The following is a 17474-nucleotide window of genomic DNA, read 5'->3' on the forward strand; positions in this document are numbered from 1 at the left end:
TGTGCCCCATGCCCCGAACCGACGGCCCCCTCCCCGAGGGCCCCTTCACCTACGACGAGGTGGGCGCGACCCGGAAGGGCCACTGCCCACCCGGCTTCAACCCCCTCCACGTCCGCACCCGCATAGGCGAGGGCGTGGACGTCTTCCACCGCGCCGCCGACGCGGTCCTCACCTGGGAGATGCACCGCGCGATGGGCGTGGGCATACGCGCCTCCGCCCCCGAGGCGTCCCCCGGCGTCGACGTGACGGTGACGTTGGGCGGCGTCATCAAGGCCCCCTGCCGCGTGGTGTGGACGGTCGACGAACCCCGCCGCAAGGGCTGGGCCTACGGCACGCTCCCGGGCCACCCGGAATGCGGCGAGGAGGCCTTCGTGGTCGACCGCACGGGCGACGGCACGGTCTGGCTGACGGTGACCGCCTTCAGCCGGGGCGCGAAGTGGTACGCACGGGCGGGCGGGGCGGCTACGCGGGGGTTGCAGCATGCGTATGCGCGGCGGTGTGGGGTGGTGTTGCGGCGGTTGGCGGGGGACACGAAAGAGTGAACTCTCGGCGCATTAGGCTGCGACACATTTTGTCTAACTAGACTTGGACAGAATCGTCACGGCCGACAGGCAGGAGCCTCCTCGTGGGAGAACGCGACGCTCAGCGCCCAGCCGTTCCGGCCAAGCCCGGCCGGCTTGTCGACCGGGATCGGGAATGGGCGCTACTCACCGATTTCCTCAGCGATCCGTCGCCCGAGATGCGGCTCGGCATCGTGTCCGGCCGGCGACGCCACGGGAAGTCGTTCCTCCTGCGAGCCCTGTGCGAGGAGTATGGCGGCCTGTACGTCACCGCGGTCAGAGAGGAAGGCCGCCTGCCGGCACTCCGGCGTTTCAGCGAGGCGATCGCCGCGCACGCAGGCCTGCGCCCTGGCACCCTGAACCTGCCCGACTGGCGAGAGGTTCTGACCAACGCCCTGGACGTCGCGGCCCGCGGCTCTGCGACCCCCCTCGTGATCATCGACGAGCTCCCGTATCTGCTCCAGCACTCCCCCGAGCTCCCGGGCCTGATCCAGTTGATCTACGACGAGCACCAGTGGCACGCAGGTGTCGGCGCGCGGATCATCCTGTGCGGATCCGCCATGAGTGTCATGCACGAGCTGCTGTCCGGTACGAAGCCCCTGCGCGGCCGCGCGGTCATCGATCTCCGCCTCGGCGCCTTCGACTTCCGTATGAGTAAACAGTTCTGGCAGATCGACGACCCTCTCACCGCCCTCCGCGTCCACGCGGTCCTGGGCGGCGCCGCCGGATACCGCGCCCTCGCCGGCCGCCCGAATCCCAACGCCGGCTTCGACGAATGGGTCACGCGGACCCTGCTCGATCCGGGCCGGGCGGTCTACTCCCCCACGGAGACCGAGTACCTCCTGCGCGAGGACCCCCGCATCACCCAGCACACCCTGTACTACGACATCCTCTCCGCCATCGCACAGGGAGCGAGCACACCCAGCAAGATCGGAGCCGCCCTCGGCCGCCAACGCAACGCGGTCACGCACCCGCTGGATGTCCTCGAGTCAACGGGCTACATCCACCGCGAGCAGGACCTGCTCCGCCCCCGTCACCCCGTCATCACCCTCGCGGACCCGCTGATCCGCTTCAACCAACTCATCACGCTCCCCCAAGCGGCGGCCGTGGAGGAAGGCGGTGCCAAGGAGGTCTGGCAGACCTCCCTCCCCACGTTCAACTCCAAGATCCTGGGCCCTCATTTCGAAGAACTGGCCCGCACCTGGACCCGCCGCTACGCCCACACCATCCTCCCGGGAGGCATCCCAGGCCCGGTCGGCACCACCGAGGTCCCTGACCCGGCAGCCCGCACCAAACACGAGGTCGACGTCATCGCCCTGTCCCTGGGCGAACGCCCCCAGTCACCACGCTCCCGCATCGCGCTACTGGGCGAGGCGACGGCGGCGCGACGCGGAGTGGCTGATCTCCAACGCCTCGAACGTATCCGGGACTTGCTGTCCGAGCAGGGTCACGACACAAGCGGGGTCACTCTGGCGCTCTTCTCGCTGTACGGCTTCCATGCCGACGTGACGGAACTCGCGAAGCGGCGCCCCGACGTCCTGTTGGTGGATTTGGAGACGCTGTACGGCCTGTGAGGCCGAGTAGTGACGCACCCCAATCACTGACGTTTCTCCTTCAGGTTCAGGTCGCTCGGCACAAAGTGACCGGGAGCGCATGACAGACGAGCGGGACCGGAAGCCTGAAGCGCCGACGGCGGCCGACGGAACGACGCGACTGTTCACGGCGATCGGCTGGATGCTCAAGCTCCTACGGGCGCGGGCAGGACTCGCTCAGAAGGAACTCGGCGAGGCGGTCGGCTACGGCCCCGACGCCATCTCGGCATGGAGCACGGCGTACGCCTGGCCCGCCCAAGGTCCTGGAGAAGGCGGAAGATCTCCGCGATGCCGGAGGCTTGTTGAACGCGATGAACTCCGAGATCAAGGGGGGTATGAAAAAGGCACGGACGAGGCATCCAGAGTGCAAATCAAGGTTACGCGGCTCTGGGGTCGCACGCCATGCGGGCCGAGAGGATGGCCCGCCAGGCGATCTTCGAGCAGTGGCCGTCGCCGAGGCTCAGTTTCGTGCTCGACGAGGGTGTGTTGTTGTCCCCGTCGAAGGACAACAAGTACACGCAGGCCAGTTGCGGAACCTGCTGCGCATCGGTAGGAATCTCAGGACCGTAGGGGTTCAGGTCATGCCGATGGACCGCAAGGAACAGTTGAGCATGGACGGCCCGTTCAACCTGCTGACCGTCAGGAAGCAGCTGCCATACATGGAGGTCCACAGCCATTCACGACCCATCACCGACGCGGAAGAAGTACGCATCCTGACCGAGCGCTCCGGCTTCTCAGGCAGGCCACCGCCGACGCGGCAGGCCCTCAGGCCCAGCGAATCCCTGCTCCTGATCGAGAAGCTACGTGGACGGCTACGAAAACCGAAGCAATCTCTCGGTTCAAGAGCAGCCATAGCAGCGGCGGGGGCGGCTAGTGTCTCGAAGGCGCCTACACCTGGCGCAAGCCGTCGCACAGCGACGGCGAAGGCAGTTAGTGCGTAGGGATGTCCATCCGCCCTCAAACCATCCACATCCGCGGCTCCACGAGTCCCACGGGCCTCACCTCACCCTCTCCCCCAGTCACCCAGCCGACGTCCTGACAGGCTAGCTACTGAGTTGACGGCCTTGTGCATCATTACCCGCCACCCCGTTATACGACCCGCACCTGCGGGAGGGCCGGTCAAACTGCCCGAGTTCGCCAACCTCCGCCGCATCCACTTCCAGGGCCTACGGCACTCGACCGCCACCCTCACTGACTCCATAAACAACTTGCTTCTGCGGATCATAGGCGAACAGCCTATGACTGGACGCTAGATCAAGCAGGAGCGAGGAAACTTCCTTGGCCCTCGACCAAGAGATAGAGGCCATCACACACTCACTGGTGACGTAAAGCGGAGAAGCCCAGGGAGAATCGTTCATATTTTCCTCCGTGAGATCCGGTATCGCGGAAATCACGGATTCATAAAAGGCATCAATAGCTGAACTTTCTTCAACCACACCTGTAAGGCCGTCCGCCAGCTGATCGTAAACATGAGCGGCCTCCTCTGAGGTTGGAATCGTCTCCTGGCGCCAGAAGGCCAGATCAAAGCTCACGCTCACTCCCCTCGAAAATGCCATCCTGCCCAACAGGCCAGGCTTCTTCCGGGCATACCATACCCCGGGAAGAGACAGAACGACTATGACCCCGCCTCCAACCGGACCAACAGCTACTATTTTCTATGTATCTGCACGTCAAATACTCCGACCAGCGTGCGCCCGTCCGAGGTGGTCACTGTATTTCCAGGCTCGTTCAGCCAATTGTCAAATTTACGCTGTTGCGGATTCTTCTTCGCCTCACCGCCCTTCACCTCGATCCCGTACCACCGGCCATCGATCTGAACTGTGCCATCATACTTTCTGGGACGGAGTCCAGGCGCAGATACCGGGGTCTCTCTACGCATCACGACTGCGCCATCCACTTCCAATTGATCCCAGGCGTTCGTCTCATCCGCAGCGCCATCGCGACCAGGCTCACCGTTACGCTTTGAGTATTTTCCATCCGGTGTGCGCGGGGCCTCCCCCTTTTTGGCGTCATTGATCGCATCGGCAATGTTTTCGACTTGTCGGGGTGCCTTGAGGATGTCTCCCCAGGGGATGAATCCAGCGGCCCCTGCTGCAACGCCGATCGAGTCGCCTTCGTTCCAGGCGCGCTTGAGGTCAACAAAGTCGCAGCCCCAGCCCAGGACGGGGATCCAGCTACAACCTGCGAGCGCTATCTCCCCTGCCGGGGACAGTTCCTCGGGCGGAGTGTTTCCTGAGCCGCTGAAGTATGAGTCCAGGTCGTAGGGGCCGGACTGGACGCAGTACTTGGAGACGAAGGCGCACGGTTGGTCATCAAGGACGGTTCCGGTGGTGCCCGTACTGTCAGTGGCTGCCGTTCCACTCGACCTGGTGTAATCCACCGCCTCACCGGGACGTCCGTTTCCTTGCGTTCCGTCAGGGCGCGTCGGGCAGGCATCCTGGTTCGGCGAGTTGCCGCAGTTGAGGCCGAGGCCCGACGGGTCGGAGAAGGTGATGGGGTTGTTGATGCTGTACGTGTAGCCGTTGAGGGTCTGGTGCTTGTCGAGTTCCAGCAACGGGTCGACGCTGATGAACTGGCCCGTCTTCGGTCGTACTCGCGCGCTCCTACGTGCGTCAGCCCCGTGCCCGCGTCCGCCGGCTTGCCCAGGAAGGCCTTGTCATCCGGCCAGACGGTGACCGGTTTCGGGTCACGTGAGGCTCCGAACGGTGACGTGTACCGCTTCGTGACCGCGTACGTCGTCGCGTCGAGTGCGAGGCTGGACGTGCCGTGGTGGTCTGAGGCGAGGAAGCTCAGCTTCGTACCCGTGGTGCCCGCGACCGCCGTACGGACCGCGATCGTCTGGCCGTTGGCCGTGTAATAGCGCGTGCCGGACAGGGTCTTGGTCGTGCCCTTGACTGTCAGGCGGACCTCCGTGCCGCCCAGGTACAGGACCGTGTCGCCGTTGCCCTTGGCGCGGCGGATCAACAACTCCCCGTCGGCGTCGTAGAGGTAGTTCGTCTCGGCCGTGCCCTCGGTCGTCTTGGCCAGCTTGCCCTCGCCGTTCCAGAGCAGGGTCTGCTGAGCGGCAGGCCCAGGACGGGATGTCGTGCTGCCGTTTGCGTCGTAGTCGTAGACAGCCGCCCTGGCGCCCGTCGTGTTGTCCAGGGTGTGGGGCTTCTTGTCGCCGGCCGCGCTGGTGTCGTCGTACGTGTATGTCGTCGTGTTGTCGGCCGACGCCGTGTGCTGCGTCTCCGTCTTGCGCTGGCCCGCGTCCGTGTACGTGTACGAGGTCCAGTACGGGGCCGCACTGTCGATGTTCGACTTGGTACGGCCGGAAGCCGCACAGTCAGCAGTCTTCGGGGTCCAGGACTCCGTCATGCGACGGTGGCCGTCATAAGCGAAGCACTGGTAGTCCGCCTTCGCCGTGCCGCCCATTGTCGACGCGTCGAAGATCGACGTGACGTTGCCCGCGTCATCCTGAGTGAACTTCAGTTCCTGCGGCATGTAGCCATGCACGTCGTCGGTGACGAAGGAGCGGGTCAGGCGGCGCGTGCCCGACTCGTAGTCCCAGTTCAGATAGGCCTTCTCCGCCGAGGAGGTGCCGTCCTTGCCGACCGTGAGCTGGCGCAGGTCCCCCTGCGGGGAGAACACCGCCCCTTGCAGATAGCCGGTCGTGCCGGTCGACTCGATCTGCTGGCCGGTCGCGTTGTACTCGTACCCGACCGACTCTGCGGGAAGACCACCAGCCGCCGGCTGGGACGTCACACTGACCGTCCCGTCAAGGCGGTACCCCGTCGTGAACGACAAGGTCTTCGGCACGAAGCCCCCCGCCACCAGCTCGTCGCTCTCGGGCAGCAGGAGCTGGCTCTCCTTGACCTTGTACAGGGGATCGTAGGACGTGATCTTCTTCGTGTACGCCTTGCCGGTCGACGCCGAGCCGCCGTCGTAGCGGGTCGCCTCGTCCAGCTGCCCCCTCGCCAGCGAGTCGAACGTCCAGGCGGCGAGCTTGTTCGCGTCCGTCTTCGTGCCCTGCCACAGGCCCGTCTTGCGGTTCAGTTCGTCGTAGCCGTAGAGGAGCTTCTTGCTTTCCTCCTCGACGTTGAAGGTCGACTCGACCCGGTCGAGGCTGTCAAAGACCGACTTCGCTGTGCCCTTGTCGGGGTCGGTCGCGGTGACCTGGCGGCCGAACAGGTCGTAGGTGTAGGACCACACCGTCTTGTCCGGGCCGGTGATGGCTTCCTGCTGGCCCGCGTCCGTGTACGTGTAGGTGGTCGTCGTGTAGTCCGTGCCCGTCGGGTTCGGGCCCGCGTACTCGCGGCGCTCGGTCGTCTGGCCGAGGACGTTGGTGATCACTGCGGTGGCCTGGCCACCGGTCGGGGCGGACGTGGTGACCGTGTCACCGGTGTACGTGGACTCCGTGGTCCAGCGGGTGACACCGTGCGTCTTCGTGACCGTCTTCGTGGCACGACCGGCGCCGTCGTACGTCGTGTCGGTCTGGATCGGGGCCTGGCTGCCCTCCGTCTGCACCGGAGTGCTCGACGGGGCGGAGGTGTTGTCCCAGATGTCGCCCTGCGCGCTGATCGCCAACCCGCGGGTGTCGTAGCGGGTCAGCGAGACCAGCCGTCCGCCGACCGGGGTCGGGGTCTGGACCTGGCGGGTGCGCAGCAGGTTGTCGTAGAACTCGTACGTGGTGTTGTAGCCGGACGCATCACCCTTCAGCGCGCCGGTCGACACCCAGGACAGGCCCGCGTTGGTGATGTTGTAGGCATAGACATAGTTCGCCTTCTGGCTGAGGGCCTTGAGGCGGTTGGGCAGCCAGACGCTGGTGACGCGGCCGAGGCTGTCGTACTCGGTTTCGGTGATCTTCTTGTTCGCATCGGTCACCTTGAGCGGCGCGCCGGTCGCGAACGACACGTCGGTGATGGTCGTGTGCGCCTTGATGTTGGTGACGGTGCTGGAGGTCAGCGGTCCGGCCTCCGTCGGGGCGTAGGCCGTGTCGGTGACCAGCTTGTCGTTGGTGTCCTTGACGACACGAGGACGGCCGAGAGTGTCGTACGTCGTCGTCGCGACCTTCTGCCAGGCCGGAGCGTCGTCGCTACCGTAGGACTTGGCGCGGCCCGCCCAGACCGGCTCACCCTTCGTCGGCTTCTGCGCCGCCGACCAGGCCGTGGTGGTGGTGTCGTCGTAGACCGTGGCCGTGTCGGAGATGACGTCGCCGGGGCGGCTGGAGTCCGCCGGGAGGTCGAGGGCCGAGTCCGCCGTGGCGCACGTCTTGGCGACCGTACGGTTGCGGGAGACCAGGGAGTTGATGCCGTTGTCGGCGTTGCGGGCGTACCAGGTGCGGGTGCACTTCTCATCGCCCGTGACGGCTGCGTCGCCCTCGTCCTCGGTCGTGCTGACCATGCCGAAGTCGTCGTAGGTGTACGAGATCCGATGCGCTCGGTTGAGGGCGGTGCCGGTGGTCGTCACCCGGGTGCGGTCCGTCTTGCCGGCGACCCGCACCATGTAGGCCTCGGTGTCGGCGTAGGACTTCTGCTGGGTGGCGGTCTTCTTCGACCAGATGGTGTTGATGGTTCCGGAGACCTCGGCGGAACCGTTGTAGGTGACGCTCTCCCGGACGAAGCCGGCGTACTGGTCACGGTCCGTGGCCGCGCCGGCGAGGATGCCCGTCACCGATGCCGACTTGCGGTCGTCCGGGTGCGGCGTCTTGCCGTCCGTGCCGAGGACCCGGTCACCGTTCATGCCCTGCATGTAGATGGTGACCGTCTTCAGTTGGGCGGTGTCGCTGGTACCTGTCAGGTGCGTGACACGCTGGAAGCCCCGCCAGAGCGACCAGGTGCGCTCCTTCGCCGGGACGAAGGGGTCCTCGTTGTAGTGCCAGGCGGGAGTCGAGTACTGGTAGGTGTGCTGGACGGCATCGGTGCCGCCGTCCGGGGCCGAGGTGAGCACGGAGGTGACCGGGTACTTCTGGAACCAGTCGAGGATCGGGGTCTTCTCCCCGTTGGGTGACCAGTACACCGGGTAGCAGCGCTTGGTGTTCTCGTCGACCTTGGGCATGGTCTGCCCGTAGACGCAGTCGGCCTCCATGTACGACACGAGCGTCACCGCGCCCGCCTCGGACGTGATCTTCTTCAGGCGCGGTTTGTCGAAGGAGAGAATGTTGTCGCTCTCGCCGTCGACACGGTTGGGGAGCAGTGTGTGCTCGAACCTCACCGGCGGCAGCGCCAAGTCGGTGCCGCGCTTGCCGGTGTGCTTGATCTCCTTCAGCCAGAGGGACTGGTCGGCGGAGTCGCCGGTGTCACCGGGGTCGGGGTAGCTGTGCTGAAGCGCCCAGGCGTCGACGGCCGCGTACGCGGGCGTCGACGCGGCCGCGTTCCACGCGTACGTGGTGATGCCGGTCAGCCGCTTGCGGGTGAAGAACGAGGGCCCGGTGTTGCCGGTGCACTTGTCGCCGCTCTTGCACACGGCGTCGAAGGGCACATCGGGCCAGTTGTCCCGGGAGTCCTCGGTCAGCGAGTCACAGCCGGTGCCGGACGCGACACAACGCTCGGCGTAGTCGAGGACGACCTTGTTCGAGGCCGCGGGGGTGGCGGAGAACACGGAGTCCTTGCGCTGGCCGTAACGGATCTCCTTGAGGTAACCACCGCGGACATACTCGGTCCCGGTGGTGTCGTCACCGAGCATGTCGTAGTGGTTGCGCTCGGCCTCGTACCAGTAGCTCATCGCGTTGCCGTGGGTGTCCTCGACGTAGTCGAGGTTCCACCTCCACGCTTGCTTCTTCTCGCGGCCGGACAAGCCGCTGCCGCTGCTGTAGCCGGGTTCACCCGAGTCGTCACCGAAGACGGGGACGGTCCAGACCGACTCCGTACGATCGCTCGCGCCCGCACCCTCCAGCTTGTTCAGGCCGAAGACGTACTTGGTTCCGTCGCCTGTGACGACCGTCCAGTACTCACCCTTGTCCCCCGCCGAGGTGTCGGTCTTGGCGTCACCGTCGTCGCCGTTGTCGGCGCCGACGGAGTGCGTGACCGTGGAGGCGTCGTCGTTCTTCAGACGCCACTGCTTGGTGGTGTCGTCCTTGACGAGTTCGGTGGCTTTGCCGTTCAGGACCAGGGAGGCGTTCTCGTACTTCCAGCACAGGTCGAACTTGTCGTCCTGTCCGTCGTCGCAGGAGCCGTACTTGCGCTCGACGTAGGAGGAGGTGAGGTCGAAGCCCTCGCCGACCTGGCTGCTCTGGTTGTTGGTATTCGCGGTACGGCCGTCCACGGCGCCGGAGTCATACGAGATCGACAGGCCGGGGGCGGGCCCGGCCGCAGCCGGGGGTGTGCGCAGAGGGTAGGACCAGGTGAACGTACCCGACGAACTACCCGCCTCCCAGGTCGAGGAGGACGACAGAGGCGTCGCCTTGTAGTCGCCGCCGCCGGACTGGGTGCCGGCCGCCAGCGCGAGAACCATCGCCTGGCCGTTCGCGGCAGAGGACTTGAAGTCCAGAGTCGTCGAAACGCTCTGCTCAGCACGGGCGTTGATGGAAACCAGTGGCTTGGGAGCACGGCACGTGCCCGCGCCGCCGTCACCGAGCCGACAGTCGGGGAACTTCAGCAGGTTCAGGCGGCCGGCCCAATCACCGCCGTAGGCGGAGGCGAACGCCGAGTAGTCGACACCGAGTTGGGCACGACCGCCTGTCTTCGGTCCGGTGACCTTGAGTACCACGCCCTTGATGCCGAGCTGCTTGGCGGCCTTCTGGTCAAGGACCTCGACCTTGACCGAGTCGGCGGTGCGCGGCTGCTTCTTGGCCTTGGTCGCCTTCGGTTCGGTAAACGTGACGGGAAGCGAACCAGGGGTGCCCTTGGCCTTGCCCGATCCATTTAACGAGAGCGTTGCCGAGCCACCATCGGGCCAGGTGACCTTTCGTGCGCGGTCCTGACCGGCACGCTTCGCCGCAGCCCGATTGGCCGTATCGACCTTCTCCGCGAGCGCCGCGACCTTCTTGTTCGTCTTCACCGTCCACGGGGAGACCTCGGCCGCCTTGGGCGCATCCAGGTCCGGCTTGCCGAGCGGGTCGACCTCCGCCGCGAACACGACCGGTGTCAGGAGACTCGGCAGCATGGCGAAGCCGACCAGCGAGGCGAGGCGCCGGGTCCAGAACCGTCTGCCTGGTGCGGTTCGCTCCGCTCTGAGCGAGCCGGGAGAAGAAAACTGGGTCATGACAAGTCTCCTTGCGGAGACGGCCCCGAGGGGCCGCCGCGCGCCGATGAAGGTCTCAGGAAGAGGAGGGCAGATAGGTGCGCTGAGCTGGACGTGCGTGACCTACATCGACGGCGCAGCGATTTGGCTCTGTACCAGTTCTTTGGGCATGGCGCCGGACCACACACGGAACTTCGCCAAGTCGCCCGGTAGGTAGTGGCCGGTGGCGCCGTCGGCCGAACCTCGGCCGACCGAAAGCGAACCCGAGCCTTGCTGAGCGCCCTCGAGTCCGCCGTCCTCCTCGCTCTGCTGAGGGAATTGACCGACGTACAGCTGAGACACCCCGAAGCCCTGCGTCCCGTCGGCAGCGCTGAAAGGCTGAGTGGCGTCGAAGACTCCGGTCACGTCGACCCACGTGCCGAACTCGCGGTCACTGATGGGCTCCTGGGCGACAGCGAGGGCAGTGTCAACCACCTTCCCGGTGGAGTCGACAGCCGTACGCCCGAACTTCCACTGATAGACACCGTCCGCGACCTTCTCGACCCACAGGGCCCAGGAGGACTCCTTGCCCGTCGGTGTCGCCTGTGCCGCGACCAGTCCTCGATAGCCGTCCTGCTTCGCGTCCAGCAGAGTCCTGTTGAGTCGTACGCGCGCGGACACGGTGAAGGATCCGGTCTCATCGGCCACCGGGCCCGTGCTCGACGCGTAGCCGGAGGTGCCGTTGAGGACGAGGGCGGTGGAGTCCTCACCGCTCAACGACGCCCCGCCGGCCAGGGTCAGGCCGCCGCGCTGATACGGGAACGACGTGCTGGCCGGGTTGTCGGAATCCTCCGGGCTCTCCGCGACCCGCGTACCGGACGAGATCGTGGCATCCCAGTGGGCTACCAGCTCATTGGTCGGCACGTCGTCCGTCTTCAGCCGATGCTCCTCGCGGATCTGCTCGGGCTGCTGCGCCTCCTGCCACACCGCGATCTCGTCCACACGTCCCCGGAAGTATTCGCCCTGTGTTCCGCCGACCTTCGAGGCGCCTATCGTCAGGTTCCGGTTGCTCGCCCAGGGCGAGTACGTCGAGGCGGCCTGGGACAGCACCACCGGATCGCCCTGAGGCCTCCCGTTCACGTAGAGCTGGATGGTGTCGTTGCTCTTGTCGGCGTCCTTCTTGGCGTCGAAGACCGCGGCCAAGTGGGTCCAGACCCGCAGCGGAGGACTGGCCGCGTCGGCCACCGATCGGATGTAGACGGGGTTGTCCTTGTCCTGGTCGGTCCGGTTGAAGACCCACTTCTTGTACGTGGACGAGTAGTAGAGCGTGAACGCCGACCCTCGGTCGCCGGGCGCGGACAGCACCGTCCTGTTCGCGGAGGCGTCCGTGAGGTACACCCACGCCGATACGGTGAAGGAGTCCTGGGTGTTGACGGCGGCTCCGTCGGTCGACGCGTAGCCGTTCTGCTTGGCCGGGTCCGTGCTGTCGTTCAGCCAGAGCGAGTAGTCGCCCGCGCCGCGGCGGGCCATCGTCGACCACCCGGTGCCCGCCGTGTCGCGCAGTACGGCGTTGTGGCGTGTGCCGGCCTCACCCGTGTCCTTGGCGACCTTCTCGGTGGAATTGGGTGTGCCGTCGTCGAAGCGCCAGCGGCCGGTCGGCCCCTCCGGCAGGCCGACCTTGAGGTCGAACTCCGCGGGTGGTCCCCAGCGCACTCGCCCGTCCTTGTCCAGCTTGAGATCACTGGCTTCCACCGACAGGGTCTGCGTGCCGGACAGACCAGGCGTGATGTCCTTCCGTGTCACCGGCGCGTTTGTCGTCGCGGCATCAACCCGCTTGGCCGCACTCGCACCCGTGGCGAGGAAGCGCCAGCGGTACGCCTTCACATCCTTGTCGGCCGCGTTCGGCCGGAAGGAGCCTTACGGGCGGAGTGAAAGCGTCATCACCCCGCCCGCACCACCGTCACCGCATCAACACCCCCGCCCCCTCCCCCATCTCCTCCGAGGGCACCGCCACCAGCCCCAGCTCGGCCGTCGAGGCCAGCAGGCGGTGGGCCGGGAGGATGCGGACCGTGTAGCCGAAGGAGCCCGTGCGGTCCAGGGAGAGCGGGCCTTCGTAGACCCAGCGGCCCTCCTCGTCGGGGCCGGTCGTCGGCTTCAGGGGGACGTACGTCGCGTCCGTGATGCGGTCCTCCGCGTCGACGCGGCCGGAGACCGCCTGGACCTCGACGTCGTCCGGGGCCAGGTCGCCGAGCCCGACGCGGACCCGGAGCACGAGTGTCGCGCCCAGTTCGCCCGCCGTGCTCGAAGGGGCGGCCGAGGTCTCCACATGGTCGACCCCGACGCGGTGCCACGCGCCCCGCACCCGCGCCTTCCACTCCGACAGCTCGCGGGCCACATCCGGGGTCAGCGACCGGTGCGCCCGGGCGGCGGGGGTGTAGAGGCGGTCCACGTACTCCCTGACCATGCGGCCCGCCAGCACCTTCGGTCCGAGATGGGTGAGTGTCTGGCGGACCATCTCGATCCAGCGGTCGGGCAGACCGGCCTGGCCGCGTTCGTAGAAGCGCGGGGCCACCCGCTGTTCCAGGAGGTCGTACAGGGCCGCCGCCTCCACGTCGTCCCGGCGGTCCTGGTCCTCGTCCGTCGCCGTACCGTCAGCCGTCGGGATGGCCCAGCCGAAGTCCGGCCGGAACCACTCGTCCCACCAGCCGTCCAGGACGGAGAGATTGAGACAGCCGTTCAGAGCCGCCTTCATGCCGGACGTCCCGCACGCCTCCAACGGGCGCAGCGGGTTGTTCAGCCACACGTCGCACCCCGGGTACAGCTTCTGCGCCATCGCCATGCCGTAGTCGGGGAGGAAGACGATCCGGTGGCGTACGCGCGGGTCGTCCGCGAACCGCACCAGCTCCTGGATCAGGCGTTTCCCGCCGTCGTCCGCGGGGTGCGCCTTGCCCGCGATCACGATCTGCACCGGCCGCTCCGGGTGGAGCAGCAGCTCCATCAGACGGTCGGGGTCGCGCAGCATCAGGGTCAACCGCTTGTAGGACGGGACTCGGCGCGCGAAGCCGATCGTCAGGACGTCCGGGTCCAGCACGCCCTCGATCCAGCCCAGTTCGGCCGTGCCCGCGCCGCGCTGCCGCCAGGAGGCGTACAGGCGTTCCCGTACCTCCATGACCAGCTGCTCCCGCAGGTCCCGGCGCAGGTCCCAGATGTCCTGGTCGGGGATGTCACCGACGGCGTCCCAGCGGTCCGAGCCGCCGACCGTCATGGCGTCCTCGGTCCGCTCGGCGCCGATCTGGCGGGCGCCGAGCCGGAAGACCTCGGGGGCCACCCAGGTCGGGGCGTGCACCCCGTTCGTCACGGAGGTGATCGGGACCTCGTCCGCGTCGAAGCCCGGCCACAGGCCCGAGAACATCTCCCGGCTGACCTGGCCGTGCAGCAGCGACACACCGTTCGCCCGTTGCGCCAGCCGTAGCCCCATCACCGCCATGTTGAAGACGTTCGGGTCGCCGCCCGCGTACGTCTCCATGCCCAGCCCCAGGATGCGTCCGACGTCGATGCGCGGGAGTTCGGCGTCGGGGCCGAAGTGGCGGGCGACCAGCTCGCGGTCGAAGCGGTCGATGCCGGCGGGGACGGGGGTGTGGGTGGTGAAGACCGTGCCGGAGCGGACCGCCTCCAGGCCTGCGTCGAAGTCGAGCCCCTCGTCGCAGAGTTCGGCGATGCGCTCCAGGCCGAGGAAGCCGGCGTGGCCCTCGTTGGTGTGGAAGACCTCGGGCCCGGGGTGGCCGGTGAGCCGGCAGTACGTGCGTACGGCCCGCACTCCTCCTATGCCGAGCAGCATCTCCTGCAGGAGACGGTGTTCGCTGCCGCCGCCGTACAGCCGGTCGGTGACGCCGCGTTCGCCGAGGTCGTTCTCCTCGACGTCCGAGTCGAGCAGCAGCAGCGGTACCCGGCCCACCTGGGCCTGCCAGATCCGGGCGTGCAGCCGGCGGCCGCCGGGCAGTGCCAGGTCGACCTGGGCCTGGGTGCCGTCGCTCTCGTGGAGCGGCACCAGGGGCAGCTCGTTCGGGTCGAGCACCGGGTAGTGCTCCTGCTGCCAGCCGTCCCGGGACAGGGACTGCCGGAAGTAGCCGTGCCGGTAGAGCAGGCCGACGCCGATCAGCGGGACACCGAGGTCGCTGGCCGCCTTCAGATGGTCGCCGGCGAGGATGCCGAGGCCGCCGGAGTACTGCGGCAGGGCGGCCGTGATGCCGAACTCGGGCGAGAAGTAGGCGACGGCGGCCGGGAGTTCGGAAATCTGCGCCTGCCCCTGGTACCAGCGGTCCCCGGCGACGTAGTCGCGCAGATCGTCGGCGACCGCGGTCAGCCGGCGCAGAAAGCGCCGGTCCTCGGCGAGTTCGGCCAGGCGCCGGGTGGAGACGGAACCGAGGAGACGCACGGGGTCGCCGCCGGACGAGACCCAGCGCTCGGGGTCGACCGACTGGAACAGGTCACGGGTCTCCGCGTGCCAGGACCAGCGCAGATTGCGCGCCAGCTCGCTGAGCGGGTACAGGGCTTGGGGCAGGACGGGTCGGACGGTGAATCTGCGGATGGCCTTCACAGAGGGTTCCACCTTCACGCCAGGACGTACGGGCCGGGGGACGCACTCCGCTGTGCGCCGTTCGTCACCCCGACGGTAGCGGCGCGGGCGCCCGGCAACCATGGCGCGTCCCCCGGTATGCGATTACGGCGCATCCGTACCCCGGCCTCCCGGCAGGACAGTCCACCCCCGCCCGCTCCGTCCTGAATTCGCCGCAACCCGGCTTCAAGCTTCACATGACTTCACATGTACCCCACGGGCGATATGGCCGATTCCACCCCTCTGCGCGCCCTTGTGGCACTTCACACCGCACGAGAGGCTGCCGAGTGGCGTACCGGCCGACCTCGGCCGAATCCGGCGGACCCGGGCAGCCCACCCTTGTCCGGCTTCCGGCGAACTCCGGTGTTGGTGCGCCAGGTCGAGGAGGGGGTTCACACACATGCACCACCTGGCAGAGGCGAGAAACAGGCGTATGCGCTGGGCGGGAGGGCTTACGGCGGTGATGACGGCCGCGGTGCTTTCGGCCATCACCCTGCCCGCGCACGCCGCTCCGGAGGGGCTCGTCCTCGGAGCCGGTGATCCCGGTTCCGTCAGCGGCAGTTACATAGTGACCCTCAAGGCGGGGACGAAGGCCCCGTCGAAGGCCGGAAAGGACGTGGCGGCCAAGTACGGGGCGAAAATAGGCCACATGTACAGCACCGCCCTGAACGGATATTCCGTGAAGGCCGGCGAGAAACAGGCCAGGCGTCTCGCGGCGGACTCCCGCGTCGCCTCGGTCGTCCAGGACACCGAGGTCACCTACGGCCACCGGCAGACCGACCCGCCCTCGTGGGGCCTGGACCGCGTCGACCAGCCGGACCTGCCGCTCGACAGGAGCTACACCTGGCCGGAGTCGGCGGGCAGGGGCGCCACGGTGTACGTGATCGACACCGGCATACGCGTCACGCACAAGGACTTCGGCGGCCGGGCCAGACACGGCTGGGACTTCGTCCAGAACGACAGGACCGCGCAGGACGGCAACGGCCACGGCACCCATGTCGCGGGCACCGTCGCCGGCACCGCGTACGGCGTCGCCAAAAAGGCCGAGGTGGTCGCGGTGCGCGTCCTCGACGACGCGGGGGCGGGGACGACGGCCCAGGTCATCGCCGGCATCGACTGGGTGACCCGGCACGCGAGGAAGCCGGCCGTGGCCAACATGAGCCTCGGCGGCTTCGGCAACGCCCAGCTCGACGCGGCCGTACGCAACTCCATAGCCTCCGGCGTCACCTACACGGTCGCCGCGGGCAACGACGGGCTCGCCGCGGGCCTCTACTCGCCCGCCCGCGTCAAGCAGGCGATCACGGTCGGCGCCACCGGAAAGAAGGACGTCCGCGCCGACTTCTCGAACTGGGGCCCGAGCCTGGACCTGTTCGCGCCCGGCGTGTCCATCACCTCCGCCTCACACAGGAACAACACCGGGAAAGTGACCCACTCCGGTACGTCGATGGCGTCACCGCACGTCGCGGGCGCGGCCGCCCTGTATCTGGCCGACCATCCGCGGGCCACACCGGCCGAGGTGAGCAAGGCGCTGGTGGAGCGTGCGATTTCGGGCAAGGTGAAGGACACATATCCGGGCTCCCCGAACAAGCTTCTCCACGTCGACAACCCGTAGGAACCCGTAACACCACAGGTGAACGGCTCTTTACCCAGAGCGACTACAGTGACCGGCCTCGACCCCTTCGGACGAGGCCGGTCTTGTGTGTAGACATACGCGTGAGTAGTTAACAAAGTGCCGGAATGCCCACCCGCACTGTGTGGGAAGGCTCCACCGGTACGTCCCGCTGGCCCCACCTCCCCACACCCTCATCCGCCCACCCACGTTGACGCGGACAGGAGCGGTCATGCCCGCCACGCACCACTCGTCAGCACCTCCGACGACCAGCACCAACCCCGCCCCACCCGACAGCACCGCCGAACGCCCCGCACGCCGGGCGCACACCGGCCCGCCCACGCCCCCCGCGCCGACCGCGCCGCCCCCGAAGACTCCGAGCGCCCCGGGCGCTCCGACCATCGGGCGCATACCGGTCCTCGACGTGAGGCCCACCGTCCACCACAGCCGCCGCCCGGCGAAGGCCGTCGTGGGCGAGGCCTTCGAGATCTCGGCCGTCGTCATCCGGGAGGGCCACGACGCGGTCGCCGCCAACGTCGTCCTCAGGGACCCGGAGGGCCGCCCGGCCGACTGGATCCCGATGCGCGAACTCGCCCCGGGCACCGACCGCTGGGGCGCCACCGTCTCCGTACCGAGCGAGGGCATCTGGTCCTACGCCGTCGAGGGCTGGGGCGACCCGATCACGACCTGGCGCCACCGCGCCCACATCAAGATCCCGGCCGGCATCGACACCGAGCTGGTCCTGGAGGAGGGCGCCCGTCTCCACGAGCGCGCCGCCGCCGAGGTCCCCGAGGGCAAGTCCGGGCGAGGCATCCTCCTCGCCGCCGTGGACGCGCTGCGGGACACCGCCCGGCCCGTGTCCTCCCGGCTGGCGGCGGCGTTGGCGCCGGAGGTGGACGAGGTCCTGACCCGCCACCCCTTGCGGGAACTGGTCTCCTCCAGCGACCCGTTGCCGCTGC

General features: G+C 67.7%; 8 protein-coding genes and 1 pseudogene. 5 read left to right on the plus strand and 4 right to left on the minus strand.

Annotated elements, in window-relative coordinates; translation table 11 throughout:
• The first annotated feature begins 8 nt into the window (after positions 1 to 8).
• From ACWD26_RS39670 to ACWD26_RS39680, 3 genes are all read left to right on the plus strand, one after another.
• Positions 9 to 542: a DUF1990 family protein gene (locus ACWD26_RS39670; RefSeq protein WP_451277861.1), complete on the plus strand. Its 534-nt coding sequence runs from the start codon at positions 9 to 11 to the stop codon at positions 540 to 542.
• A 197-nt stretch (positions 543 to 739) separates the two neighbouring features.
• On the plus strand, positions 740 to 2134 hold the full coding sequence (locus tag ACWD26_RS39675; RefSeq protein WP_451277872.1) for an AAA family ATPase: 1395 nt from the start codon (positions 740 to 742) through the stop codon (positions 2132 to 2134).
• Positions 2135 to 2487: 353 nt separating this feature from the next.
• Positions 2488 to 3093 carry a Scr1 family TA system antitoxin-like transcriptional regulator gene (locus ACWD26_RS39680; protein WP_451277874.1) on the plus strand — a complete coding sequence of 202 codons (606 nt, stop codon included), beginning with the start codon at positions 2488 to 2490 and terminating at the stop codon, positions 3091 to 3093.
• A gap of 225 nt (positions 3094 to 3318) precedes the next feature.
• On the opposite strand, the gene ACWD26_RS39685 is transcribed toward ACWD26_RS39680, so the two are convergent.
• The 4 genes and pseudogenes from ACWD26_RS39685 to ACWD26_RS39700 all read right to left on the minus strand — a co-directional run bounded on the left by ACWD26_RS39685 (position 3319) and on the right by ACWD26_RS39700 (position 14888).
• Entirely contained in the window at positions 3319 to 3684 is a 366-nt protein-coding gene (locus ACWD26_RS39685) for a hypothetical protein (protein WP_451277862.1), read from the minus strand.
• Positions 3685 to 4622: 938 nt separating this feature from the next.
• Positions 4623 to 10333, minus strand: a pseudogene (locus tag ACWD26_RS39690) (RHS repeat-associated core domain-containing protein); the annotation flags it as partial.
• 102 nt (positions 10334 to 10435) lie between these two features.
• On the minus strand, positions 10436 to 12094 hold the full coding sequence (locus ACWD26_RS39695) for a LamG domain-containing protein (RefSeq protein WP_451277864.1): 1659 nt from the start codon (positions 12092 to 12094) through the stop codon (positions 10436 to 10438).
• A 157-nt stretch (positions 12095 to 12251) separates the two neighbouring features.
• Complete coding sequence (locus ACWD26_RS39700) at positions 12252 to 14888, minus strand: glycosyltransferase family 1 protein (protein WP_451277866.1); 2637 nt, start codon at positions 14886 to 14888, stop codon at positions 12252 to 12254.
• Between the two features lie 418 nt (positions 14889 to 15306).
• On the opposite strand from ACWD26_RS39700, the gene ACWD26_RS39705 reads away from it, so the two are divergent.
• Together ACWD26_RS39705 and ACWD26_RS39710 are read left to right on the plus strand one after the other, a co-directional pair.
• The gene (locus ACWD26_RS39705; RefSeq protein WP_451277868.1) at positions 15307 to 16518 is read left to right on the plus strand and encodes a S8 family peptidase; all 1212 of its coding nucleotides are present in this window, start codon (positions 15307 to 15309) and stop codon (positions 16516 to 16518) included.
• A 229-nt stretch (positions 16519 to 16747) separates the two neighbouring features.
• Positions 16748 to 17474 (plus strand): maltotransferase domain-containing protein (locus tag ACWD26_RS39710; RefSeq protein WP_451277870.1); only part of this gene is annotated, 727 nt, incomplete at its 3' end.

This window comes from Streptomyces sp. NPDC002787 (assembly GCF_053592095.1).